We start from the raw sequence: 25395 nt of genomic DNA, 5'->3' as shown, positions 1-25395 counted from the left end.
GTTTGCTTGAAACAAATGTAATTTTTTACCCTAAAAGAAACAAATGATACTTTTCAACCAACTTTTGATACTATTTGACTAACCAAAAATCTGCTGAATCGATTTACTTTACCGCTGTATTAAGACGTACCAATTTGTCTTAAATCATAACCAACCAATTAATTAATAATTTATGAGAAAAACTTTACCACGTAAGTATGGGATCTCTTCCCGTATGCAATGGCCACCTAACGTAAGGTGTCCAAAAGTTTCATTAGTAATCCTATCTTTTTTTGCCTTTCTACTTTTTGCTAAAGAAGCGTCGGCTCAAATTAAGGTAAGTGGGAGCGTAATCGATACTACAGGGCAGGCACTTATTGGTGTTGCTGTTAAGGTACGAGCCGCCCCGGGTGGGTCGACAACCGACGTAAATGGCAAATTTACCATTACTGTTCCAAGCGCTAACAGTATACTTACGTTCTCTTACGTAGGGTATGATGCACAGGATGTTCCGCTGAACGGTCAAACCGCTATCCGGGTTAGATTGCGTTCTAGCAATTCGGCGTTGCAGGAAGTAGTAGTTACTGGTTTTGGTTCACAAAAAAAGGAATCCGTAACCGGGTCTATTTCTTCTGTTACGAGCAAGGATATTGAGCGTGTACACGCCGGAACCACGGTAAGTACCACACTGGCAGGTAAATTACCGGGTGTAACCTTTCGGCAAGCTGAAGGTCGGCCGGGAGCAAGTGCCAGTATACAGATTCGTAATATGGGGCGCCCGTTATATGTAATTGACGGTATACAACAAGACGAAGGCCAGTTTAATAACTTAGCTCCTAACGATATTGAAAATATATCGGTATTAAAAGATGCCAGTGCGGCCATTTATGGTGTATTAGGTGCTAATGGCGTTATTGTGGTAACCACTAAAAAAGGAGCAGGCGAAACCCGCATCAACGTGGATGCAAATTATGGGATGCAAAACTGGACCCGCTTTCCGAATGTGGTGAATAACGCTTATGATTATATGCGCTACCGTGCCGAAGCGGAAGTTAACAGTTTCGGTACTACTAGTATCTCACCAGCGGAATTAGAAAAATACCGGATTGGTACAGAGCGAGGATATCAAAGTTTTGACTGGAGAGACTATGTACTGAATAGTAATGCCAATGCACCGCTTTCAACCATTAATATAAACTTTACGGGTGGCAGCGATAAATTTAATTATTACGTGTCGGGTACTCATTTTTACCAAAACTCACAGATGGGTAAAGAGTATGAATTTAGCCGTAATAATATACAATCAAATGTAAGTGCCAAAGTAGCCAACGGCCTTAGGATAAGTTTAAACATGAACGGACGGATCGAAAGCCGTGAAAACCCAGGTGTACCCGGTGGAGATGACTACTTTTTAGCCCGGTTTGCCGTGTTAAGAAATAAGCCAACAGAACGCCCCTATGCTAACGATAATCCTAATTATCTAAATACAATATCAAACAACGAGTCTAACTACGCTTTTTTAAATAAAAAGACCTCCGGTGTTTATCGTAGCGACTGGCGCGTAGTACAAACTAATTTTAACGCTGAATACGAAATTCCGGGCATTAAAGGTTTGGTAGCTAAAGGTGTATATTCATATTATTATGCCGATAATCTGACCAATAACCACGAGTATACTTATGATACTTATACCTACCAACCAGCTACTGATACTTATTTAAGAACTGGTGGCAGTAATAACCCATGGCGCGAGCGTGAGCAAATCAAAAACATCAATACTACCGCTCAATTACAATTAATTTATAACAACACATTTGGTAAGCACACCTTTGGTGGCTTGCTGGTTGCTGAAAGGCTTGAACAGCATAATTTACGAAACTGGCTGCATGCCATACCAACGTCTAATAATTTGCCACTTATTTATTTCCCTACTGTTGATACATATGATGATAGTGATAATTTAGACAGACGCGTTGGTTACATTGCCCGTTTCAACTACAATTATGCCAACAAATATTATTTAGAATTATCGGGCCGCCGGGATGCATCTTATTTATTTGCACCAGATCAACGGGCTGGCTACTTTCCGGGAGGTTCTGTAGGCTGGCGTATAACTGAAGAGAAATTTATGAAAAACCTGCTTGGCGCTAATCCCGTTTTAAACGATTTTAAATTCAGGGCATCTTACGGCGTATTAGGCGACTACAGAGACCCTTATGATCAGAATTCACCTGTTGTTCCCGCATTTAAGTTTGTGCCTGGATATAATTACAATTCGGGTTCGGCAATTTTAAATGGAAATAATATTGTAGGTGCACGTGACCAAGGAGGACTTGTTACGCAATTATCATGGACCAAAAGCAGGCTTTTTGATGTTGGAGCTGACTTCGCTTTACTAAACAGTAAGCTAACTGGTACAATAGACTACTTTTATCGTAAAAGAACAGGATTACCCCAAATAAGAATTGACCGTTTGGTTCCTTCAGAGCTTGGCTATGACTTACCTAAAGAAAATTTAGAGAGCGATGCGCAGTATGGTGAAGAGCTTTCATTAAACTACAATAATACTATTGGAAAAGTGAGATTTAATATTGGTGGTAACATTGCTTATACACGCGCAAAAACAATTGACAGGTATAACCCTCAATACACCAACTCTTGGGATAAATACCGGAACTCTGCCGAAAACCGCTTCCGGAATATTGACTGGGGACAGGAAGTTATTGGTCAGTTTACCTCGCAGGAGCAAATTAATACCTATCCGGTAAACATTGATGGTAAAGGGAACACGAGCTTGCTTCCGGGCGATTTGATATATAAAGATCAAAATGGCGACGGTAAGATTGATGACTATGACCAACGCCCGATAGGGTTTGGCTACGGTCAGCAGCCTAACATCAATTTCGGATTTACCTTAGGCGTTTCTTACAAAAACATTGATTTCAGAGCTGACTTTTCAGGTGCGTCAGGATATACCTGGTTCCAAAACTATGAAACAAGATGGGCGTTCCAGAACGACGGTAACTTAAATTCCATTTTTGAAGACAGATGGCACCATGCAGACCCTTATGATGTGAATAGCCAATGGATTCCCGGAAAATATCCTGCAAACCGCCGCAATCCTGGTAATGGTCACTCCGATTATGGCTGGAACTCAACTTATTGGCTTCATAACATTACTTACTTAAGAGCCAGAACGCTCGAAATAGGTTATTCATTGCCTGCAAGCCTTTTAACTAAGGTAAAAATTAAGCGGGCCAGATTTTATGTAAATGGGTATAATATGTTTTCGTTCGATAACATGAAACAATATGGCCTTGACCCGGAAACTATTGATGACAACGGACTGCAATTCCCTCAAAACAGGGTACTTAGTTTTGGTGTCAACCTAACATTTTAATAAATATATTAAAGCAAATTTTCATGAAAAAAACATATAAAGCATTTATTCTTGCAGCAATGCTTGGCACAGGCGCCTGTAATAAGGACAGTGATTATCTAGATGTGCAACCAAAGAATATAATACCTACAGAAACTTTGTTTTCTGACCCTACTCTCGTTTTATCGGCCTTAGCTAACTTATATGATCGTCAACTCGATTTTTCGGGGCTGGATAATGGATGGGCTTCTTTTGCCGATTTTAGTGAGGCTTTCCCATCGGAAAATGGTAGTGCATACCTTGTTCAGAGAAATGGATGGGGTTTCGGCGAATGGGGTACCTGGGATTATGCTTACATACGCGAGTTAAATCTTTTCATTCAACGGGCTACCGCAGCAACCAAATTGAGTGAAGATGATAAAAAAAGATTTATTGCAGAAGCCCGCTTTTTACGCGCTAACTATTATTTTGAAATGGTGAAAAGAATGGGAGGTGTGCCGCTTATTACCGCCCCCCTTGAATTTACCGGAGATGTGGTTAGCTTGCAATACCCAAGAGCAAAAGAGTCTGAGGTTTATGATTTCATAATTAGCGAAGCCGAAGCAATAAAAGATCTTTTACCGTCTAACCCAGACGAAAAGGCAAGGGTAACCAAAGGCGCTGCGTTGGCTATGGAAGCAAGAGCGGCTTTATACGCTGGCTCAATAGCTAAATATGGAACTAACACGCCGCAGGTTTCACTTCCTGGCAATGAAGTGGGTATACCTGCCAGTATGGCAAACGGCTATTATACCAAAGCACTTGCAGCTGCGCAACAAATTATTAATGGCAGCGCTGGTGGGTATCAACTTTATAAAGAAATACCTAATTTATCCGAAAACTTTGCATCAATTTTTTACGACAAAAGTGGCAAAAATAAAGAATCCATCTGGGTTGAGGATTTCAAAGCAGGTACTACCAAAACACATTCTTTTACAGTAAATGACCAGCCCTATTCTCAATCTGAAGAAGGCGGTGATGCCGGCAGGTTAAACCCGTCATTAAATATCGTTGAAGCGTTTGAAAAGCTGGATAATACCTATGCTCCGCTTGCTACCACAGACGCTAGCGGCAACCCTATTTTTTATACTAACCAGCAGGATATTTTCGCAGGCAGAGATGCCCGTTTAGAAGGTACCGTAATAATACCGGGCGGATTGTTCAAAAGTCAGCCTGTGGATATTTGGGCTGGTTACCAGTTGGCCGATGGCAGTATCTTTAGCAGTTCAGATGCGGCAGACTTAAGGGCCCTTCCAGGTACAAACCAAAGTGTGCAGGTTTTAGGTCGGGATGGCCCAGCCAATGGCAAAGAATTCAGAACACAAAGCGGCTTTTATATTCGCAAATACTTAGACCCGGCAACAGGTTCAGGCCGACGTGGCCGACGTAGCGATGTAGCGTTCATCCGTTACCGCTATGCCGAAGTATTGCTTAACGCTGCTGAAGCTGCATTTGAATTGAATCAGCCAGGAGTAGCGCTTGGTTATATCAATCAAGTTAGATCTCGCGCCGGTTTAACTAATCCATTAACGGACATCAATTTTGACCGTATTGTACATGAAAGACGGGTGGAGCTTGTGTTTGAGGGGCATACCTTGTTTGATATGAAAAGATGGCGCCTTGCTCACGTAGTTTGGGATGGCAACCAAATGACGTTAGCTGATTTGAAGACTAATATTGGATCTGCAACTAAAAGAAATACACAGCCCTGGGGTTTATGGCCTTATAAATACTACAATCCAGGTAATCCTAACAACGGCAAATGGCTGTTTAAGGAGGTAAAACCCAATTTAGTAACTGGAGCAAACCGATTCCAGTTTGGTAATTATTATTCGCAGATTAATAACGACATTTTATCAAACAATCCGAAAATTGTTAAGCAACCCAATCAATAAAAATCGAAATTATGAAACTCAAATATCCTTATATAATTCTGATGGCCTTAATGTGGGTAGCCACATCCTGTAAAAAAGACACCTACGATGCGCCGAAGATAACGCTGAAAGGTCGTTTAGTGTATAACGGCGAATCTGTTAATGTGGAGTATGATCGGGTCCCGCTAGAGCTCTATCAGCCCGGCTTTGGAAAAACAGGCGCTATCACAGGTACGTTTGCCCAAGATGGCTCTTACTCAATGCTGTTGTTTAGTGGTAATTATAAGCTTATCATACCTAACGGTCAGGGTCCATTCCGGTGGAACGAAAGTACATCCACAAACAGAAGGGATACTTTAAACGTAAACGTTACCGGCGACCAGACGCTAGATTTAACTGTAACGCCTTATTATTTAATTAAAAACCCTCAACTGACTGTAAATAACAAAGCTGTAACTGCTGCATTTGGTATAAATAAAATTATTACTGATGCTAATGCCCGCAACATTGAGCGTGTAACCTTATATGTTAACAAAACGCAATTTGTATCCGGAGGGCCAAATTACAACATTGCAACTACTGATTTGGCAGGAAGCGCTATCACAGATTTAAACAGCATAACCTTGACCACAACGGTACCAACAATTACGCCTACGCAAAATTACGTATTTGCACGTATTGGTTTAAAAATTGAAGGTATTGAAGACATGATTTTCAGCTCCGTACAAAAATTACAACTGTAAAATCATAAGGCCACCCCAAAAAGGTGGCCTTACTTAAATCGCTTTATCTACTTACCCATATTGATTATAATGCAAAAAAAGCTACTTATTTATTTAACGCTACTGTTAGGTGGCGGGCAGTTGCACGCTCAACAAAATCAGTGGAAACCTGTTCGTGAACGTATACTCACGCCTTGGGCCGAAAAGGTTAATCCTCAATCACCACTGCCCGAATACCCACGTCCCATATTGGTCAGAAACAATAACTGGAAAAGTTTAAACGGCTTATGGCAATACGCAATTATACCAAAGGCGCAAAACGAGCCGACTAAATATGACGGCAAAATATTGGTTCCATACGCTGTAGAGTCAGCTTTGTCGGGTGTAGGCAGACCGGTTGGAAAGGATAGTTTGCTGTGGTATAAAAATACGATCACGCTGCCTTCGTCAATGAAATCTAAAACCGTATTGTTGCACTTTGGCGCTGTGGATTGGCAATCTGAAATTTTTGTAAATGGTAAAAGTGCCGGAAAGCACGAAGGCGGTTTTGATCCATTTACTTTAGATATTACCCCATATTTGGCTAAAGGAGCTAAACAAGAAATTAAGGTTAGGGTGTGGGATCCGACAGATGACGGCCCGCAACCACGTGGCAAGCAAGTGAAAAAACCTGAAGGTATCTGGTATACACCAGTAACCGGCATTTGGCAAACAGTTTGGCTGGAAGCGGTTCCTAAAACTTATATAGTATCTACAAAGCACACCCCCGACATCGATCGTGAGACTATTAAAATTGCTGCTGACGTAAAAAATACCCGTCCGGGCGATAAAATAACCATTGAGGTGATGGATGGGCAGACTCGTATTGCGCAGACACAAGTCAACGCTAGCGATTCGGCCGTTATTAAACTGCCTGGCCAAAAATTGTGGTCGCCGTCTAATCCGTTTCTATATGGCTTACATATCACTTTAGTACGCAACAATAAACCGGTGGATAATATTGAAAGCTATTTTGCCATGCGCAAAATTTCAATTGCACCTGATGCTAAAGGCATTCAAAAATTAATGCTTAATAACGAGTTTTTGTTTCAGTATGGCCCGCTTGACCAAGGATGGTGGCCTGATGGCCTGTACACTCCGCCTACAGAAGAAGCCATGAATTTTGACATTGACGAGCTGAAAAAGATGGGCTTTAATATGATTAGGAAGCACATTAAGGTAGAGCCGGCTCGTTACTATACCCATTGCGATAAGGTAGGCATGCTGCTATGGCAGGATATGCCAAGTGGCGATTTAGGCAACGGTTGGGGTAACAACCCTGGCGTTTACGATTCGGCGACGGATAAAGAACGTACACCCGAGTCAGAGGGTTATTATCGTAAAGAGTGGAACGCTATTATTAACACGCTGTACAACTACCCGTGCATTGTCGTTTGGACACCTTTTAATGAAGCTTGGGGGCAATTCAAAACCGAAGAGATTACCGAATGGACGATGAAAAAGGACCCATCTCGCTTAGTGAACAGCGCCAGCGGCGGTAACTATTTTATGGTTGGCCATATGGTAGATCTGCATAACTACCCGCATCCTGCTATGCCAAGACCTGAATTGTTTGGTAAAACAGTAGCATTAGTTTTAGGTGAATTTGGTGGCTTAGGCTGGCCGGTTGAAGGTCACATCTGGCAAAGCAACCGCAACTGGGGCTATCAAAATTTCAAAGATCAGAACGCACTCTTAAAACGGTACACCACATTTACCGACAGATTGCAAGAGCTTATTAAACGTGGTTTATCAGCTGCTGTATATACCCAAACCACTGATGTGGAAGGAGAGGTAAACGGGTTTATGACCTATGACCGTAAGGTAATTAAAATGCCGGTAGACCTATTAAGAAAAGAAAACATCAAACTCTACGAAACCGCATTAACAAAATCGGCTTCGAAATAACTATTCAATAAAATAACATACCTACTCTTAAATGATGAAAGTACTCAGAAATTACCGAGTCTATTTCGCTGTTCAAAACAGATTTATTCGATCACTAATATTATTGATGGCAGTTGCTACCTCCGCACAAGCGCAGGTAAGCAAAGCACCGGCATATCCGCTAATTACGCACAATCCTTACTTCAGTATATGGTCTAATACCGATACACTTAATAAATCGGTTACCCACCATTGGACCGGGCAGGAGCAATCCCTGTTGGGCGTAGTAAAAGTAGATAACCAGTTTTATCGCTTTATGGGGCAGGCCGAGATACAATATAAAGCCATATTACCTATTAGTGAAGAACAAGCTTATAGCTGTAAATATTTAGCGGATGAGCAACCTGCGGAAGGCTGGCAAAACACTGCTTTTAATGATGCGAACTGGAAAACCGGCGCGGCGCCTTTTGGCGACGAGCGTTTTAAGGCAGGAACGCAATGGATCGGCAAAGACCTTTACACACGTCGTAAATTTACGCTAAGTAAAATACCCGAAGGCCATTTAATGCTAAGGGTTTTTCATGACGATGGTGCTGAAGTTTATTTGAATGGACATTTGGTTTCTACCATACAAGGCGCAAATGGTGATTACGAACCGTTCCAGCTAACAGAGCAAGCTAAATCTTATTTAACAACTGGTGAAAACGTGTTGGCCGTACATTGTAAAAATACAGGCGGCGGCAGTTGGCTGGATGCCGGTTTGGAGTATCAAGTTACAAATAAATCTGACATTGATATCAAATTGGCGGAGCAAACCAACGTAAACATATCTGCTACACAAACCACTTACAACTTTAAGTGTGGCACTGTAAACTTAAAAGTAACGTTTACATCCCCGCTTATTTTAAATAATCTGGCTACCTTAACTACGCCAGTTTCATACATTACTTATCAGGCTACCGCTAACGATGGTAAGCCACATACGGTGAATGTTTATCAGGGCGTATCAACCAATGTGGCTGTTAATCGGCCATATCAGGAAGTGCAAGCTGATAAGTATAACAAAAACGGCTTAAGTATATTGAAAGCTGGTACTACAGAGCAACCAGTGTTACAAAAGAAAGGTGATAATTTGCGAATTGACTGGGGCTATGTTTATGTTGCAGCAACTGGTGCTAAACAATATATTACAACCAGTTCTGAGGCCGAAGCGGCTTTTTATAATAACAAGCCCAACGCCGCTGTAAACAAAACCGGTAAGCAATTAATGTTGAACACTGTAGTTTCATTAGGAACGGTAGGTAAGGCACCTGTCAGCAGGTTTGTGGCTGTTGGATACGACGATTTGTATTCAGTACAATATTTTACCAACAACCTTAAGCCATGGTGGCGCAATTCTGCCGGTGCAAATATGGATGGTTTGTTAAGTCAGGCCGTTAAAAATTACAATAGTGTATTAGCACAGTGCAAGGCAACCGATGATAAAATCTACCAGGATGCTAAAGCTGCCGGTGGCGAAAACTATGCACAGTTGGGCGTATTGGCTTATCGCCAAAGTGTGGCGGCTCATCAGCTGGTGAAAAGCCCGGACGGTGAACTGCTATTTTTATCTAAAGAAAACTTCAGCAATGGTTCAATTAATACCGTCGATGTAACATATCCGTCGGCGCCGTTGTACTTGTTGTACAACCCAGAGCTTTTGAAAGGCATGCTGAATGGCATCTTTTATTATAGCGAAAGCGGCAAATGGACCAAACCTTTTGCAGCGCACGATTTGGGTACTTATCCAATTGCCAACGGGCAAACCTATGGAGAAGATATGCCGGTTGAAGAATGCGGAAACATGATTATTTTAACCGCCGCCATTGTAAAAGCCGATAAGGACATTGCCTATGCCAAAAAACATTGGAAAACCTTAACTACATGGACCAACTTTTTAGGACAAGCTGGCTTCGATCCTGAAAATCAGTTGTGTACTGATGACTTTGCCGGTCACTTGGCTCATAATGCCAATTTATCGGTAAAAGCTATTGTAGCTATTGGCGCTTACGCACAGATGGCTGCCATGATGGGCGAAAAAGAGACAGCTGAAAAGTACCGTGCAATGGCTGCTGACATGGCTCAAAAGTGGGAGCAGATTGCCAATGCCGGCGATCATTACGCACTGGTATTTAAAAGCAATGATACCTGGAGCCAAAAGTACAATATGGTGTGGGATAAAGTTTTGAACTTAGATCTATTCCCCCAGAAAGTGTATGATACTGAAATTAAATACTATTTAACCAAGCAAAAGGAATTTGGCTTGCCGCTGGACAGCCGTAAAACCTATACCAAATCTGATTGGATATTGTGGACGGCTGCCATGACTGATAACGCTAATGATTTCAATGCGTTGGTTAACCCTGTTTATCAGTTTGCTACTCAAACTCCATCGCGCGTTCCACTTACCGACTGGCACGAAACTGTTGATGGAAGAATGATTGGCTTCCAGGCAAGAAGCGTAGTTGGTGGATACTTTATGAAAGTGTTAAGAAATAAAATGCAAAATAAATAATCTAAGCTTATAAGCGAGACTTAAGCAAAATTCGTTACTTATTATCAATATCCTTCAAATACACTTTGTTACAAGGTGTATTTGAAGGATATTTTTTTGTGCTTTTAAATTGTTATATCATGCAATGCTAAAGGTTAATATACTAAGTTGATGAAGAACGAAGCGATTGCAAATCTATCTATCAGTTTATCATAATTTCAAATTTGTCGGCTAGGCTTGTAGTCGACTGTCCAACTTCATTACTTGATAAAGTGTAATATTCGCCGCGTAAAATTATGCCACCAGGATGTTGCCGATTTAAACTGATTTTCAGAAAACCATGTTTATTATCGCAATAATTTTGAAGTTCAACATTTTCAAACGCACTGTGATTGTCTGAATAACGTTCGTCGCCAATTTCGGCTATTGAATGCAGTTCATCAAAGCCTCCGGCACCGGCTACGATAAACGGTACAACCTTTCCGTCGGCATAAGTCTTATGGAATCGCTGGTAGTTGTGTACGTGTCCACTAAAAACGGTATCAGGCCTGACGTTGGTTTCTTCAAACGCATTCTCCAAAAACGAAATCATCGGGATGCTGGAACCATGATTAGTATCAGCAGAGTAAGGTGCATGGTGTATACAAACAATTACTGCCTTTTCTGGCCGAAGTGAATTTGCATACCGCAACTCTTCTAAAAACCAGTTTCGTTGCTCATCAGGTATTACACCGTATTTTGGAACATTACTGTGCAAGCCAATAAAAGTGGCTAAGCTGGTTTCCAAAGTCCAAAAAATATTTGGTTGCACCATGCTCAGGCGCTTTGTACCGCTGCCAAAATTGAGTAACTGCCTTTCTGAATCACAAAAAACGGCTTTAAAAGCATCCAAGCTTTGATAAGGTGTTTCCGCTTCCGGATTTATATCGCTATCATGATTGCCCGCAATGGCAAATATAGCGCCGGGATAATGCTCATATGGGGCGAAAAATTGCGTAGGATATGACGCCGCTTCTCCAAAATTATAAACAATATCTCCAAGATGGTAAAGAAAAGCCGGTTTGTTTTCAATCGCCTGTTCTTCCGAATATTGCCGAGCCATGGCCGAACTTACCTGGTGCTGAAAATTTGGATTGCGTACACTTCCTGTATCGCCCACCATATGAAAATTTAAAACATCTTGATCAACGGGTGCAAACGGTTCAACTGATAGCCTGTATGGATATTTGCCAGATGCTTTTGGAAATGGTCGAAATTTATAATTGTCGTCTGGCTGATTTAATTTCATGACCGGACGGCTTTGATTGTTTTGCATAAGTGATGTAAATCTAAGCAATAGCCTGTTAAACCTATGTTAAGGTTACAGGCAAATGCACTTTGACGTAGTTTAGCGATAATTACTATGAGTAACCTAAAGTCAATTTAACGAAATGGTTCTTTTGTATAAAGGTATTTCACAGTACTTGGTTTGTTTGTTTATACCAAGCAAAAGCCTCTTGTAATTAAACGCTGATTAAAATAAATTATAATTATAAATTGCTGAAATAACACTTTATCAATAGTTTAGGCGATGACAAAGTTTTATGATATTATAGCTTATTGTTGAATATTCATTTAGCCCTCAAACAAGTACCTGTTATTCTGTGCAATCTTTTTTAAACCAATTCCCGAAAATGTTAACCTTTCGCTACGCAGTTATTTTATCGGCTGCAGTTGCTGTATGTCACAGTTCAGCTTATTCACAAAAAAAATCGAATCGCGAGGCAGGCCTCCCGGTCAATCTAAAATGTGAGTACATGGAAAGCCCCATAGGTATTGATGCTGAAAGTCCACGTTTATCTTGGCTAATGAAAGATAATCGTCAAAGTGCCGCTCAATCCGCTTATCAGGTCATTGTGGGTACAGATTCGGTTGAGGTACAAAATAGCAATGGAAATGCCTGGAACTCCAATAAAGTAAATTCATCACAATCCTTGATTAATTACAACGGCAAACCACTGCAGCCCTTTACCAAATACTTTTGGGCAGTATCGCTTTGGGACAAAGACGGCAATAAATTACCTCAAAGCTCAATAAATAGCTTTGAAACGGGGATGATGAAGATGGATAACTGGCATGGTACATGGATAAGTGATTACAATGGCATCAATACTAAGGCAGCAGGATACTTTAGAAAAACTTTTAACGCCACTAAAAAAATTAAATCAGCTAGGGCATACATTGCGGCCGCTGGTTTATACGAATTATACTTAAACGGAGAGAAGGTAGGTAACCATCGCTTAGACCCCATGTACACCCGGTTTGACAGGCGCAACTTGTACGTAAGTTACGATGTAACCAGCCAGCTGCAAACCGGTAACAATGCCATTGGCGTGCTGCTAGGGAATGGCTGGTACAACCATCAGTCGATAGCGGTATGGAACTTTGACCGTGCACCATGGCGGGCACGGCCTGCGTTTTGCATGGATTTGAGAATAACCTATACTGACGGCAGTACAGAACTCATCGTGTCAGATAATAAATGGAAAACACACACCGGACCTTTAACCTTAAACAGTATTTATACCGGTGAGCATTATGATTCCCGTTTGGAAATACCGGGATGGAATACAATTGATTTTGACGACAAAAAGTGGAATGGTGTGATGTTACGAGCTGCCCCGTCAAAAAATATTGTAAGTCAGGTTATGCAGCCTATCCGGAATATAGATAAGATACCGGCTAAATCAGTAACCAAACTTAACGATACCACCTACTTGTTTGATTTAGGTAGAAACATAGCAGGGGTAAGCAGCATCAAACTTACGGGCGACAGCGGAACCGTAGTTCGGTTAAAACATGGTGAAAGATTATATTCAAATGGTCACGTCGATCTGTCAAATATCGACGTTTACTATCGTCCGAAAGATAATACGGAACCCTTCGGAACGGATATCGTTACGCTGAACGGCAAAGGCGTGCTGGAATTTATGCCTAAGTTCAATTACAAAGGCTTTCAGTATGTAGAGGTAACTAGTAACAAGCCTATCAAATTAACAAAAGAAAGCCTTACCGGTTATTTTATGCATAGCGATGTGTCGCAAGTAGGGCAAATGAATTCATCTAACCCGCTGATTGACAGGTTGTGGTGGGCTACCAATAATTCTTATCTATCTAATTTATACGGATATCCAACCGACTGTCCGCAACGTGAAAAAAATGGTTGGACAGGTGACGGTCATTTTGCCATAGAAACGGGTTTATATAATTACGACAGCTTTACCATTTATGAAAAATGGATGGCCGATCATCGTGACGAGCAGCAGCCTAACGGTGTTTTGCCGGATATTATTCCAACAGGCGGCTGGGGGTATGGTGATGCTAACGGAACTGACTGGACCAGTACCATTGCCATTATCCCGTGGACATTGTATACGTTTTATGGCGATACCAAACCGCTAGCTGATAATTATGATAACATCAAAGCATATGTAAATTATGTGAAGAGTATAAGTCCAGCCAACCTGACTATGTTTGGTCGTGGCGATTGGGTGCCGGTTAAGTCCACCTCGCCGTTAGAATACACTTCATCCGTTTACTACTTTGTTGATGCCACTATATTAGCCAAGGCTGCCAAGTTGCTTGGCAAGCAGGATGACTTTGATTTTTATAATGCACTTGCTCAAAAAATCAAGACAGCCATCAACGAAAAATATTTTAATGCCCAAACCGGTTTATATGGCAGCGGATTACAAACTGAGCTTAGCGTGGCTTTGCAATGGGGTATTGTTCCTGATGGGATGAAACCCAAAGTAGCGGCCAACTTGGCCAAACGCGTAGCAGCCGATGGCATGCACCTGGACGTAGGAGTGTTGGGATGCAGGTCGATTTTAAATGCACTAAGCGACAATGGACAGGCGGAAACAGCTTATAAATTAGCTGCACAAACCACTTACCCTTCATGGGGATGGTGGATTGTAAACGGGGCAACAACACTATATGAAAATTGGAATATAAAAGCCGAGCGCGACATCTCACTCAACCATATGATGTTTGGCGACGTAGGAGGGTGGTTTTACCGGGGGCTTGCGGGTATTAAACCAGATGAACAATATCCCGGATTTAAGCATGTTCTGTTGCAACCTAATTTTGTAAGCGGTTTAAATCATTTTTCGGCTAGCCACGCAGGGCCTTACGGAACTATCAAGTCGTTATGGAAACGTTCCGGCAAAACCGTTATTTATGAGGCAACCGTTCCAGCGAATTCAAATGCCACTATTACTTTTCCGCTGTTGCCACGTCAAAATGCCTTTTTAGATGGTAAAAAAGTGTTGAGTGTGACGAATGTAGCTGCGGGAACTTACCGCTTTGTAATAAAGTAAGACCTAGGAAGCGATGTGAAAAGTTGGTATTTTGTATTTAGTCCACAAATTAACCTAGTATTCCACTGGTTAACAAATGGGTTAAATACAAAACATAAATTTAACATGGCAAGGCTGGCAACATCTGTTAAAAATTCACAACTTGCGCCGCTTATCGCTTTATTATGAAATTATACTTTACTGCGCTTGCTTTATTTATGTTTAATTGCACCTATGCGCAGCGCCAAACCACAAAGGCACAACAGCAGCCTGCCGAAATGGTCAATGTGTTTTTAGGATCGTCAGGCGATCATGGACAAATGTCTCCGGCAGCCTCTTATCCGTTCAGCATGATGAGTATCGGACCCGAAACGTATCCAAAGCTGCATATGGGTTATGAGCATAAGGCCAAAACGTATATGGGCTTTACGCATAACCGTTTTGAAGGGGTAGGTTGCCAAGGCAGCGGTGGTAATATATTGATAAAACCTTTTATCGGCGACAGTGCAGCAACTTCGATATTAACCAAAAGCACTGAAAAAGCAAGGGCAGGATACTATCAGGTTTCTTTTACCAATGGCATCAGTGCTGAATTTGCTGTAGTGAATAAGTCAGGATCTGAGCATTATATATTTCCCGCAGCTAAAAAAGGTTTTTGGGTTGATTTGAGCCATACGCTGGCTAACCGTTTTGTGAACGAAGAGCATGAGGTTCAAAACAATTTCATAAGTGGTTGGGTCGAATCGCAAACTACCTGCAATGTTGGCGTGTACCGTGTTTATTATGTAATCGAATTTGATAAATCGGCTTCCATTAAATCACTGCCTAACCATAAATTAAATGTTAGTGTACTTGAAAATGTGAAAAGCACAGATGTTCGTATTGCATTTTCATCTGTAGATATAGCGCATGCTAAAGCAGCATTACCTGGCGCCTCGTTTTCTGAGCGAAAGGCGCAAAGCGCTCAGGGATGGAATAATTTGCTCGGGCGTGTTACTGTAAAAGGCAATCCCGAAAGACAAAAACTTTTTTACTCCTTGCTTTATCGCACGGTACAGTCGCCTTACATTGTTTCCGAGCGCGATGGCGCTTATCGGACCATTGATGGTTCGCTTAAGCACACGGCTGATACAGTGTATAATGGCTGGGCTATTTGGGACAACTATCGTACGCAATTACCGTTACTGTCTATCCTTTATCCAGAAAGGTACAGGCAGATAACTGCTTCGATAGCCAATCTTTATCCATACGGCAAAAAAGATTATGCAACCCGCCATGAACCCTCAAATACTGTACGTACCGAACATGCCATTGTGGTGTTGCTGGACGCATACAGAAAGGGATATCCGGTAGATTTTAAAAGCATAACCGACTCACTAATTGCTGAAGTAGACCGGCTTGATTTTTCGCACCCTGATAAAGCACTGGAATCAAGCTACGATACCTGGGCTTTGTCTGAAATACTAGCGCTCACCGGAAAAGCTGAATTAAGCAGCAAGTACCGTAATAAAGCGTTGCGTTATAAAGAGTACTGGGAAAAGGATTTTAAAGACATCACCAAACGTGATGTTGATCAGGTATCCGCACGAGGTTTATATCAGGGAACCATCTGGCAGTACCGGTGGTTTGTACCATTTGATGTTAAAGGACTGGTTGAACTGATAGGTGGAAAAGAAGCGTACTTAAAACAACTGGATTATTTCTTCGATAACGATTTATACAACCATGCTAATGAGCCTGACATCCAGGTTCCGTTGATGTACAACATGACTGCGCAACCCTGGAAATCTCAGGCATTGATGCATAAGTATGCATTAGATACGGTTGTACAATATTATTTTAATGACAACAGCCGAGGCATTGATCCATTTGTTGATGTGATCTATCGCAATAGGCCCGATACCTATGTACGCACCATGGATGATGATGCCGGTGCTATGTCTGCCTGGTATGTTTTTGCGGCATGTGGTTTATCGCCTGCTTGTGTAGGATGGCCGGTATATTATTTAAACGCTCCCTTTTTTGATGAAGTAAAGTTTAACTGGCCGGGAGGAAAACCTTTGATTATCAGCACAAATAATTATTCGGATAGAAAGCGTTATATAAAGGCGGTATACTTAAACGGCAAGCCGTTAAATAGAAACTGGGTAACGCACCAAGAAATAATGAGAGGCGGAAAACTGGTATTTGAAACATCAGACAAGCCGGAAAACAGTTTTGGCATTAATAATCAATGGGTAACCGATATGGCTTCTCAACAAGATAAATAATAGTACAGTCTTCAAATCGGCCAAAGTTGCACAAATAACTTTGGCCGGTTTCGTTACAACAAGCCATTTAGTGAATGCGTAGAAAAATACACGCGAGAGTTAAGTTTGGGTTAATTAGAAAAAAGTTATTTTCGCGGATAACTGATTTGCAACCTCCGACTTTAAACTTTAATGGTGAATGCCTAAGGGAAATAGATTTTTTGTTTGTTTACTGCGTATCCTGTTTTTCCTGTTTGTTTGTGCTGATGTTTCAGTAGTTAAAGCACAGGGGCTTAAATTTTCATCCAACAACAACTTAATTTCTAAGCGGACATCCTACCGGGTCTTTACGGATACAACCCGTACTTTTCAATCGCAATTGCACATTGATTTTGATTTGATGTTGTGGGATCAGAATCATCTGGGTTATATATTGCTGGTTACAGACCAAGAAAATTCTTACAGCTTAAGCTATCTAAACACAAAAAATACATCATCGCTAAACCTCAATATAGACAGAGTTAGCAACAAGTTAAGCATTCCGCTACGCAACGGTGAGGTTAGCCGGCATAAATGGATACGGGTGCAATTAGACTTCGATTTAGTTGGTAATACGGTAGCGCTTTGTATAGACCATAAGCGCTATAAGGCCACCGGCTTTCATTTTGGTAAAGAGCTTTCGGGAAATGTATATTTTGGAAAAAATAAATATTATACAGAGGTTCCTGATATGGCTATTAAAAACGTGCATGTTTACAATAACCAGTCAGACTACATTTTTCCGCTGAATGAATGGAATGGAAACGTAGTGCATGATGGAGACGGAGATGCCGTAGGTAAAGTGGAGAATCCAATTTGGCTAATTAACGACTCATATTTTTGGACTCCAACATTTCAAAAGTCATTCAGCAACGTAGCCGGATTAAATTTTTATAAAGCCGGACAGCAACTATTTATTTATGGCAAAGACTCCCTAACGGTTTACCAAACGCACAACAACAGACAGACGACTTTTGCATATAAAAACATGCTTGACTTACCCATGCTGCTGGGCAAAAGCATTATCAATGAAAAAGAAAATAAGTGCTATGTGTATGATGCCTACGAAATAGCATTGGGCAAACCGAGCATCGCAGCTTTAGACTTAGAAACTAAAAAGTGGACAAACATTGGTTATGCACTTTTGCCTACCCAACGACACCATCATAACACTTTTTACAACAGCACCCACGATACCATATTTTTATTTGGCGGGTACGGCGCGTTCAAATATCACAATTCATTTTATAAATATGATAAGACGGCCGACAAATGGCTACCGACGGCTTTTAACGGAGATAAGATAAATCCGCGTTTTTTCTCGGCAAGTGGGCCCGGAATTCGGACAGACGAAATACTGTTATTTGGCGGATATGGTAACGAGTCTGGCGATCAAATCATAGGAGGCAAAGAATTTTATGATCTTTACAACATCAATCTTAAAACGCATATAGTGAAAAAACTATGGAGTTTTAAGGGTGGTAAAGCACCGTTTGTTCCTGCCAACAATTTAATTCTCTCGGGCGATAGAAAATATTTTTATGCTTTATGTTATCCTCATGAACAAGCAAAAACGCAGTTGCGCTTGTATAAGTTTTCAGTGAAGGATGGCTCGCACGAAATTGTAAGTGCCCCAATATCTGTTACGTCAGAGAAAATCGAGACAGATATTAATTTGTTTTATGATAAAAAATCCAAGGCGTTTTTTTGCGCCGTGCAGGAATTCAGCGATCCGGCGCATTCACACATTAAATTGTATTCGCTGGCTAATCCGCCGGTCAGTTCCAAGCTTTATTATCAGTCTCTTCATCCGGTCAAAAAGCAAAGCTTGACGTGGTGGTATGTAAGTGGCGTTCTGGTTATAATTATCGCAGGCCTGGTAATTACCTTCATTATAGGAAGACGCATGCAGGCAGAAGCATTAGAAGATGCCGACAATGAATCGGAACCAGGTTTAACAGCAGGGTTCTCAACCACCGAAGTAACAACTAATGCTGTCTATTTACTAGGCGAATTTATGGTGTATAACCGGCAGGGACGGGATATCACATACTTATTCAGCCCCAAAATTAAGCAGTTGTTTCTATTAATTTTGATGAGTGATAGCAAGGGCATATCGTCTAAAAAAATCTCTTCAACTATCTGGCCCGAAAAGGAATTTGCTCAAACTAAAAATTTGAGGGGAGTAACATTTAATAACCTAAGAAACATCTTAAGCGAGCTTGAAGGAGTTCAATTACAGTTTGTAAATGACGTTTATTTATTTGTGAAAGATGAACGCTTTTTTTGTGACTTTTTTGTAATTGGTGAGCACCTGGCCGATGGTTCTAAAGCACGAATTGAGGAAAACGCTCATTACAATTTACTTACAAGAGGATCTCTGTTGCCGCAAGCGAACGACTCATGGCTTGATGCCTATAAAGAGGCATATGAGGAAAAGTTCCTTGAAGTGCTGGTTCCTCAGCTTGAGAAACTGTATGTGCAAAAACAAACCAAAGAATTGCTGGAGATAGCCAAACTCATTTTACGTGTTGCTCCTTTTAATGATGAGGCACTTAGGTATGAGCTAAAGGCCATTAAAAAGCTTAAGGGAAAGGAACAGGCCAAACGGGTTTATGAACAGTTTGGTGCCGACTACAATAAATCTTTCGGAGAACCGTATCCAATAAGCTTTGAAGAGATATCGCAGTAAGTAAAATCTTTCCTTATTATCTTACCAATTATAGCGGGTTAACCATTTTTAAGTGCAATTAACCCTTCTTTTAACCCTTCTTTTAAGCGCAGTCTGCTACAATTGCTCTGCGATTTCACAAGTATTGATATTGCAACAAACCAATTAGCCGTACTTCATTTTCGATGAGTTCTTAATGCCTGGTCTGCATAAAATGCTTTGCTGGAAAGTGAAATTCGTTCATCGTTTCCGATGCTATATTGAATGTGCGTTGATCGCTCGTTGGTGATTTTGCAACTATCATTAAACCATATTGCCTGATTACAAGTGAGAAAAACGTTTACCAATGATGTTACCGCCGAATTAACGCCAATCGAGCGTACGGTGCAATTTAGGTTTTCATTCCCTAAATGCGACACCTCGTTTGTTATTGTCGACGCACTGGAGTAACGGCGACAGACGTTCCTACTCGTCCAACAACTAAAAATAATTTGTCTAAAACATAACCAAAACCTCATCTCAAATTCTACAAAGTTTACAGTATAAGCTTGTAAAACCAATTAAAACTAAACCAATTTATTATGAACAAAAAGTTTACTAAGCTAATTAAGCCTAAGCTTAATGTGCGAAAACACGCCCTGACGTTGGGAACCGTTTCTCTAACAGTAAGTTTAGCATTGCAAGCTTCGGCTAGCGGCATGCATAATCCTTTAACGGAGAAAACTGTAACCGAGCGGTTGAAAAATAACGCAGCTGATATCGTTATCAGAGGTATAGTGAAAGACGAAAAAGGCTTACCGATACCCGGAGCCAGTGTGAAAGTGAAAGGCGCACTTACGGTTACCGTTACAGATGTAAATGGTAGCTTTAGCATAAATGCACCGTCAGAGTCATCGGTACTGGTTGTTAGCTTTATTGGTTACGAACCTAAAGAGGTGACCATAGGCAGCCAGAAAACACTTGCAATCCAACTAACGCCAAGCAGCAATTCACTGGAAGAAGTTGCCGTGGTAGGTTTTGGTACGCAACGTAAGGTGTCGTTAATTGGTGCGCAATCAACTGTAAGTCCTCGAGAGTTGAAGCAACCGGTGGCCAGCATTACACAATCGTTAGCAGGTCGTATAGCAGGTGTAGTGGGCGTGCAACGTAGCGGCGAACCGGGACGCAGTACCGCAGATATTTGGATTCGGGGTATTGCCACATTTGGTGGTAATTCTAGCTCTCCCCTAATTTTGGTTGATGGTGTTGAACGTTCTATTAACAATATCGATCCGGAGGATATCGAGTCGTTCACCGTTTTAAAAGACGCTTCTGGTACAGCGGTTTATGGTGTAAGGGGTGCAAATGGTGTAGTTGTAGTAAAAACCAAAACCGGCAAAGTTGGTAAGCCCAGCATATTTTTTGATTATAACGAAGGCGTAAGCACATTTACCCGCAGGCCCGAAATGCTCGAAGGCGTAAACTACATGAACCTGGCAAACGAAGCGTTGACAGGTAGAGGGCAGGCAGCAAAGTACAGCCAGGAATATATCAACAATACAGCATCAGGTGTTGATCCGCTGTTGTATCCTAATGTGAACTGGATGGACGAGCTGTTTAACAAATACAGCCGTATGCGCAGGGCTAATTTGAACGCTAGTGGCGGCGTTGATAACGCACAATATTATGTATCACTAGCTTATTACAATGAAACCGGCTTTTTAAAAACTGATGATCTGACTAAGTACAATTCATCTTTAGATTACAAGCGTTATAATTTCACCAGTAATTTGAATCTGAAACTCACCAATACCACTTCATTGGCATTGGGTATACAAGGATACGCATCAACAGGTAATTACCCTGGCGAAAATACCCAAGATATTTTTAGGTCGGCGTTGGATGTTTCTCCAGTAGAATATCCAAAAATTTACCCAGGTGGTTTCATTCCCGGCCGTTCATCAAACGGAGGATTCAGGAACCCTTATGCAGATTTAACCAGAAGAGGTTACCGTACCGAATTTTTAAATCAGATATATACCAACTTGCGCCTGACGCAAGACCTGAAAATGATTACACCGGGTTTGACCGCGTCGGCCATGATTTCGTTCGACTCTTACAACGAAAACTTCATCAGACGGTCAAAGAGAGAAAGTACCTATTTTATACAAAACGTACCTGGAACAAATTCTCCTTATAAACCAGACGGAACGCTAAATTTAATTCAAACCTTTACCAGCGGTGGTAATTATCTAAGCTACGAACCAAGCCGCGGGGGGAACCGCAGATTTTACAATGAAGGTTCTTTAAACTACGATAGGGCTTTTGGAAAACACCGTGTAGGTGGTTTGATATTAGGATATAGTCAAGATTATTCAAATCCTTTTGCCGGTGATTTTACGGCTTCAATTCCGGAACGTTTTGTGGGTTTAGCAGCTCGTGCAACTTATTCGTATGATGATCGTTACTTTGCCGAACTGAACTACGGTTACAACGGTTCAGAGCTTTTTAGTCCTCAAAACCGCTATGGTGCGTTCCCGGCTTTTGGTTTAGGCTGGATTCCTTCAAACGAAAAGTTTTGGGAGCCATTTAAAAATATTATATCATTTTTGAAATTCAGATATTCTGACGGTAAAACCGGCATCGGTAAAATATCAAACGCCAGTTTGGTGGGCCGCAGATTTGCTTATTTGACGCTACTGTCCGACGGTGCTGCTGGTTATCAGTTAGACCGAAATTACACCAACAATAACAACGGTGGTATTAATGTGTCTGATTACGGCGTGGATATACGCTGGGCCGAGTCACGTAAGCAAGACTTAGGCGTTGAAATTAGAACGTTAAAAGACAACCTTTATCTAATCGTCGACTTTTTTAAAGAGCGCCGTACTGGTATCTTCCTGCAACGGCAGTCTATACCAGGTTATGTCGGCTTAGTCAATCAGCCGTATGGCAACTTAGGTGTCGTTGACAATCGTGGTGTTGATGCAACACTGGAATATAATTTTAAAGCAGGGCAGGTAGATATTGGTTTACGAGGCACATTTACTTACAATAAAGATAAACTTATTGAAAACGACTTGCCGCCTCAGCCTTATCCTTGGATGAACCAAGTGGGTAGCAATGTGCTTGCCCGATTTGGATACGTTGCCGAAAAATTATTTGACAGCCAGGCAGAAATTGATGCCAGTGCTACGCCGGGATCGAAACAAAGCATTAAACCGGGAGACATCAAATACAAAGATCTAAACGGCGACGGTTTAATCAACAGTTACGACAGAACTAAAATTGGCAGGGGAGATGTTCCGAACACCGTATATGGTTTTGGTTTCAGTGCATCGTATAAAGGCATTGCTTTAAGTACATTGTTTCAAGGAATATCCAATGCCGATATTATGCTTGGCGGATCAGGCATTTTTCCGTTCAACGGTGGCGGCGGCTTAAGTAACGCTTACAGTATTGCTACCGACCGCTGGACACCTAGCAACCCAAGCCAGGATGTTTTCTATCCGCGACTGGCATACGGCGAGGCTGACAATACCAATAACACACTCGAGAGTTCATGGTGGGTAAAAGATGTAAGCTTTTTACGCTTGAAAAGTGCTCAATTAAGCTATAATTTACCCAAAAGCTTTACTAAAAAGCTTCACATGAACAATTTGGCGGTATACCTAATAGGCAACAACCTGGTAACTTTCAGTAAGTGGAAACTTTGGGATCCTGAATTAAATACCAATATAGATGGCAGGGCAAATGGCTCTAAATATCCGCTTACCTCAACGTTGGCCTTAGGCCTGAATGTTAAGTTTTAAGATTTTAAATCATGAAAAAATATATTTCTATTTTAATAGTGGCTATGTTGACATCAGCTACTTCTTGTAAAAAATTTCTGGAGCAAGTGCCCGACGACAGGTTAACCCTCGACGAAACTTTCTCGAACCGTGCAACTGCTTTGCGATTTTTAAATAACGTGTATAGCCTTATTCCCGACGAGTTTGGTCAGCGAAATCCGGATGTAAGCAAAAGCGCCGGTTTATGGACGGCTGGTTCTGATGAAGCTGAGTATGTATGGGGCTTTGCGCAAACCAACAATTTAAATATCGGAAGCTGGGATGCAAATTCTGGGTTCGTAAACGATTACTGGAACAACTTTTACAGAGGCATTCGCTCTGCCAGTTTCTTTATGGCAAACATTGATAAAGTGAATCAGGATATTAGTCCCGAAGAAAAAGTGAAGTTCAAAAATGAAGCAAGAGCATTGCGGGCTATCTACTATTTCTATTTAATGCGCTTATATGGGCCGGTGGTAATACTTGGCGAAGATGTGATTGAACCTGATGCACCGTCAGAAAGCGTTCGTTTACCACGCAACAGTTTTGATGAGTGTGTAGATTATGTGGCGTCAGAATTACAGAATGCAGCTAATAATCTACCCGTAACTAATAATGGCGACAATAATTACGGACGCATAAACAAAGGCATGGCCTTAAGCTATCGTTTACAAACTTATTTATTGGCAGCCAGTCCATTATATAATGGTAACGCCGATTTGGCCAATCTCAAAAATAAAGATGGCAAGCAACTGGTGAACCAAAGCTTTGATGCCACCAAGTGGAAAAGAGCCGCTGACGCTTATAAGGCTTATATAGACCAATTTGTGCCAAATACTTACAGCTTGTTCAGAAAAAATAATTCGTCAGGCGTATTTGATCCTTATCTGTCTTGCCGGGATATTTTCCTGGACAAATTCAATAATGAAATCATTATGTCAAGGCTAGATGCCTCAATTGAAGGCCGTCAATACGAAATGACACCTTATCACAGCGGCAAACCGTCAGAAGTAAGAGGTTCGGCAGGTTTAGGTGCAACCCAAAACCAGGTAGATGCATTTTTTACGGCGAATGGCCGTAGCATAGATGATCCGGCATCAGGTTATCAAACCGCCGGCTTTACAGATTACCAAGCGCCGGGCAGTCCTATTGCCACCAACACGTTCAACCAGTGGGTTAACCGCGAACCGCGTTTCTATGTAAATATCACTTATCATAACAGCGTATGGCTTAACACCAGTTTCGGTAACATTATTACCGAATTCACTGCCAATGGTAACTCTGGTAAAGCAACCGGTGGTAATGATTATACGGTAACAGGTTATGCAGTGCGTAAAGCAATGGGCTTAGGTAACTGGCGCGAGAGCAACCGTCCGGTTATACTATATCGTGTAGGCAATTTATTTTTAGATTATGCCGAAGCATTGAATGAATCGAACCCAGGCGATCCTGATATTTTAAAATACTTGAACCAGATACGTGAGCGTGCGGGTATACCACAATATGGAACTGGTACTAATGCTTTACCTGTGCCGGCGACCAAAGAAGCTATGCGCGATGCAATCAGGAAAGAACGCCGATCAGAACTGGCATTTGAAAATGTGCGGTTCTTTGATACCCGCCGTTGGAAAATTGCAGAAACAACAGATAATGGACCTATTTATGGCTTAAACATTACCAAAAATGCGCCTGAGTTCTTTACTGTTATTCCGTTTGAAACGCGCGTGTTTACAAAAAGACACTATTTGTTTCCAATACCGTCAAAAGACGTAAATGCAGATAACTTAATGGTGCAAAACCCAGGCTGGTAGTCAGTCGGCTTATACATCAGGATA

General features: G+C 41.4%; 12 protein-coding genes. 11 read left to right on the top strand and 1 reads right to left on the bottom strand.

Annotated elements, in window-relative coordinates:
• The first annotated feature begins 172 nt into the window (after window positions 1-172).
• The 5 genes from GPM24_RS18600 (at window position 173) to GPM24_RS18580 (ending at window position 10473) form a co-directional block, all read left to right on the top strand.
• Window positions 173-3379 carry a SusC/RagA family TonB-linked outer membrane protein gene (locus tag GPM24_RS18600; protein WP_233268897.1) on the top strand — a complete coding sequence of 1069 codons (3207 nt, stop codon included), beginning with the start codon at window positions 173-175 and terminating at the stop codon, window positions 3377-3379.
• A 23-nt stretch (window positions 3380-3402) separates the two neighbouring features.
• A complete protein-coding gene (locus tag GPM24_RS18595) occupies window positions 3403-5292 on the top strand; it encodes a RagB/SusD family nutrient uptake outer membrane protein (protein ID WP_158828602.1) in 1890 nt (629 codons plus the stop codon).
• Between the two features lie 11 nt (window positions 5293-5303).
• Window positions 5304-6014 (top strand): DUF3823 domain-containing protein, encoded by a 711-nt coding sequence (locus tag GPM24_RS18590; protein ID WP_158828601.1) that lies wholly within the window; start codon window positions 5304-5306, stop codon window positions 6012-6014.
• A gap of 69 nt (window positions 6015-6083) precedes the next feature.
• Window positions 6084-7940 carry a glycoside hydrolase family 2 protein gene (locus GPM24_RS18585; protein WP_158828600.1) on the top strand — a complete coding sequence of 619 codons (1857 nt, stop codon included), beginning with the start codon at window positions 6084-6086 and terminating at the stop codon, window positions 7938-7940.
• Window positions 7941-8046: 106 nt separating this feature from the next.
• Entirely contained in the window at window positions 8047-10473 is a 2427-nt protein-coding gene (locus GPM24_RS18580) for a glutaminase family protein (RefSeq protein ID WP_199269789.1), read from the top strand.
• 181 nt (window positions 10474-10654) lie between these two features.
• Here the strand turns inward: GPM24_RS18580 and GPM24_RS18575 are convergent, their stop codons facing one another.
• The gene (locus tag GPM24_RS18575; protein ID WP_158828599.1) at window positions 10655-11767 is read right to left on the bottom strand and encodes a metallophosphoesterase family protein; all 1113 of its coding nucleotides are present in this window, start codon (window positions 11765-11767) and stop codon (window positions 10655-10657) included.
• A 358-nt stretch (window positions 11768-12125) separates the two neighbouring features.
• Between GPM24_RS18575 and GPM24_RS18570 the strand changes: the two genes are divergently transcribed.
• The 6 genes from GPM24_RS18570 to GPM24_RS18550 all read left to right on the top strand — a co-directional run bounded on the left by GPM24_RS18570 (window position 12126) and on the right by GPM24_RS18550 (window position 25371).
• Window positions 12126-14813 carry an alpha-L-rhamnosidase gene (locus GPM24_RS18570; protein ID WP_158828598.1) on the top strand — a complete coding sequence of 896 codons (2688 nt, stop codon included), beginning with the start codon at window positions 12126-12128 and terminating at the stop codon, window positions 14811-14813.
• A 164-nt stretch (window positions 14814-14977) separates the two neighbouring features.
• Window positions 14978-17062, top strand: coding sequence for a glycoside hydrolase domain-containing protein (locus GPM24_RS18565; RefSeq protein WP_158828597.1), 2085 nt, complete (start codon window positions 14978-14980; stop codon window positions 17060-17062).
• 178 nt (window positions 17063-17240) lie between these two features.
• Entirely contained in the window at window positions 17241-19772 is a 2532-nt protein-coding gene (locus GPM24_RS18560) for an AfsR/SARP family transcriptional regulator (RefSeq protein ID WP_158828596.1), read from the top strand.
• Window positions 19773-20078: 306 nt separating this feature from the next.
• Entirely contained in the window at window positions 20079-20201 is a 123-nt protein-coding gene (locus tag GPM24_RS22320) for a hypothetical protein (protein ID WP_255459132.1), read from the top strand.
• 131 nt (window positions 20202-20332) lie between these two features.
• Window positions 20333-23542 (top strand): SusC/RagA family TonB-linked outer membrane protein, encoded by a 3210-nt coding sequence (locus tag GPM24_RS18555; protein ID WP_158828595.1) that lies wholly within the window; start codon window positions 20333-20335, stop codon window positions 23540-23542.
• Window positions 23543-23553: 11 nt separating this feature from the next.
• Window positions 23554-25371 carry a RagB/SusD family nutrient uptake outer membrane protein gene (locus GPM24_RS18550; protein ID WP_158828594.1) on the top strand — a complete coding sequence of 606 codons (1818 nt, stop codon included), beginning with the start codon at window positions 23554-23556 and terminating at the stop codon, window positions 25369-25371.
• The last annotated feature ends 24 nt before the right edge of the window (window positions 25372-25395 follow it).

Origin of the sequence: Mucilaginibacter lacusdianchii, from assembly GCF_009770985.1 — a bacterium.
Lineage (GTDB): Bacteria > Bacteroidota > Bacteroidia > Sphingobacteriales > Sphingobacteriaceae > Mucilaginibacter > Mucilaginibacter lacusdianchii.
This window is presented reverse-complemented; position numbering and strand designations above follow the sequence as displayed.

Bases quoted from the DNA above. Each gene is read 5' to 3' on its own strand.
- GPM24_RS18560 (WP_158828596.1), top strand. From the start codon at position 17,241: ATGCCTAAGGGAAATAGATTTTTTGTTTGTTTACTGCGTATCCTGTTT.
- GPM24_RS18590 (WP_158828601.1), top strand. From the start codon at position 5,304: ATGAAACTCAAATATCCTTATATAATTCTGATGGCCTTAATGTGGGTA.
- GPM24_RS18550 (WP_158828594.1), top strand. From the start codon at position 23,554: ATGAAAAAATATATTTCTATTTTAATAGTGGCTATGTTGACATCAGCT.
- GPM24_RS18595 (WP_158828602.1), top strand. From the start codon at position 3,403: ATGAAAAAAACATATAAAGCATTTATTCTTGCAGCAATGCTTGGCACA.
- GPM24_RS18565 (WP_158828597.1), top strand. From the start codon at position 14,978: ATGAAATTATACTTTACTGCGCTTGCTTTATTTATGTTTAATTGCACC.
- GPM24_RS18570 (WP_158828598.1), top strand. From the start codon at position 12,126: ATGTTAACCTTTCGCTACGCAGTTATTTTATCGGCTGCAGTTGCTGTA.
- GPM24_RS18575 (WP_158828599.1), bottom strand. From the start codon at position 11,767: ATGCAAAACAATCAAAGCCGTCCGGTCATGAAATTAAATCAGCCAGAC.
- GPM24_RS18600 (WP_233268897.1), top strand. From the start codon at position 173: ATGAGAAAAACTTTACCACGTAAGTATGGGATCTCTTCCCGTATGCAA.
- GPM24_RS18580 (WP_199269789.1), top strand. From the start codon at position 8,047: ATGGCAGTTGCTACCTCCGCACAAGCGCAGGTAAGCAAAGCACCGGCA.
- GPM24_RS18585 (WP_158828600.1), top strand. From the start codon at position 6,084: ATGCAAAAAAAGCTACTTATTTATTTAACGCTACTGTTAGGTGGCGGG.
- GPM24_RS18555 (WP_158828595.1), top strand. From the start codon at position 20,333: ATGAACAAAAAGTTTACTAAGCTAATTAAGCCTAAGCTTAATGTGCGA.